Source organism: Streptomyces poriferorum, assembly GCF_019399235.1.
GTDB classification, from domain to species: domain Bacteria; phylum Actinomycetota; class Actinomycetes; order Streptomycetales; family Streptomycetaceae; genus Streptomyces; species Streptomyces poriferorum.
In genome coordinates, this window is the sequence record NZ_JAELVH010000532.1 from 1 (window position 1) to 1,587 (window position 1,587).

A 1,587-nucleotide genomic window follows, 5' to 3' on the forward strand; every position below is an offset into this window, starting at 1 on the left:
GTACCGGAGCCCCGGCCCCCGCCAGAGCGCCCCGCCCCGGGAAACCGCTGCTACTCGCCCGACTCCGCCGCCAACACAGACCGCTCCAGCTTCTCCAGCAGCCCCGCCAACTGCGCGCACTCCGCCGGCGACAACCCCGCCAGCATCCGCCGCTCATTGTCCAGATGCTCCGAGAACAACTCGTCGATCACCGACAGACCCTCGTCCGTCAGCCGCGAGTGCACCACCCGGCGGTCCTGCGGATCCCGCTCCCGCCGGATCAGCCCGTCCTTCTCCAGACGGTCTATCCGCAACGTCACCCCCGCCGAACTGATCAGCCCCGAATCGGCCAGCTCACCCGCCGTACGCCGGAACGGCGCCCCCGCCCGCCGCAGCGCCGTCAGCACATCGAAACCGGCCATCGACAGGCCCTTGCGCTCCACCGGCCGCGAGATCGCCGCGCTGTAGCGCAGAAACGCCCGGTGCAGCCGGCCGAACACCTCCAGCGGCGCCGTATCCAGCTCGGGCCGCTCCCGCCGCCAGTCCGCGACGATCGACGCCACCGCGTCCTGGTCCTTCGCCATCCCGCACCCCTCCGCACACGTACACGTCATCAAGAATCTTAGCCCTCAAAGGCTCCGGGCGGGCCTCGTCAGCCCTGCGAGAACCCACCTGCACACCGCCCGCCGCATACGGCAGCATGGCCCCCATGTCCGTACTGATGCGCGATGAAGCGCAGGCCCGAGCCCATTTCCTCGACGTACAGCGGTACACGATCGACCTCGATCTGACCGCGGGGGAGGAGACCTTCGACTCCCGTACCGTCATCCAGTTCACCGCCCTCGCCGCCGGTGACACCTTCGTCGAGGTCAAGCCCGCCACCTTGCGCTCCATCAGCCTCGACGGACACGCACTGGACCCCGCGGACCTCGACGAGAACCGCTTCCCCCTCACCGCCCTCACCGCCGGCCCCCACGAACTGCGCATCGACGCCGCCATGCGCTACTCCCGCACCGGCGAAGGCATGCACCGCTTCACCGACCCCACCGACAACGAGACGTACGTCTACACCCAGCTCTTCCTCGAAGACGTCCAGCGCGTCTTCGCCGCGTTCGACCAGCCCGACCTCAAATCCGTCTTCGTCCTCACCGTCACCGCCCCCGAAGGCTGGACCGTCCTCGGCAACAGCATCGCCGAACACACCGGCGACGGCCGCTGGACCCTCGCCCCCACCCCGCCCCTCTCCACCTACCTCGTCGCCGTCGCCGCAGGCCCCTTCCACTCCATCACCACCGAACACGCCGGACTGCCCTTCGGCATCCACTGCCGCCGCTCGCTGGCCCCCCACCTCGACGCCGACGCCGACGAGATCCTCGACATCACCCGCGCCTGCTTCGACCGGTTCCAGGAGAAGTTCGACGAGCCCTACCCGTTCGACTCCTACGACCAGGCCTTCGTCCCCGAATTCAACGCGGGCGCCATGGAGAACCCCGGCCTCGTCACCTTCCGCGACGAATTCATCTACCGTTCCGCCGTCACCGACACCGAACGCCAGACCCGCGGCATGGTCATCGCCCACGAAATGGCCCACATGTGGTTCGGCGACCT

General features: G+C 68.9%; 2 protein-coding genes. One reads left to right on the forward strand and one right to left on the reverse strand.

Annotated features, from left to right (window positions below; translation table 11 throughout):
- Positions 1-50 precede the first annotated feature (50 nt).
- Positions 51-563 (reverse strand): MarR family winged helix-turn-helix transcriptional regulator, encoded by a 513-nt coding sequence (locus JGS39_RS39365; protein WP_219574565.1) that lies wholly within the window; start codon positions 561-563, stop codon positions 51-53.
- Positions 564-688: 125 nt separating this feature from the next.
- On the opposite strand from JGS39_RS39365, the gene JGS39_RS39370 reads away from it, so the two are divergent.
- A partial coding sequence (locus tag JGS39_RS39370) for a M1 family aminopeptidase (protein ID WP_264302876.1) occupies positions 689-1,587 on the forward strand: 899 nt, incomplete at its 3' end.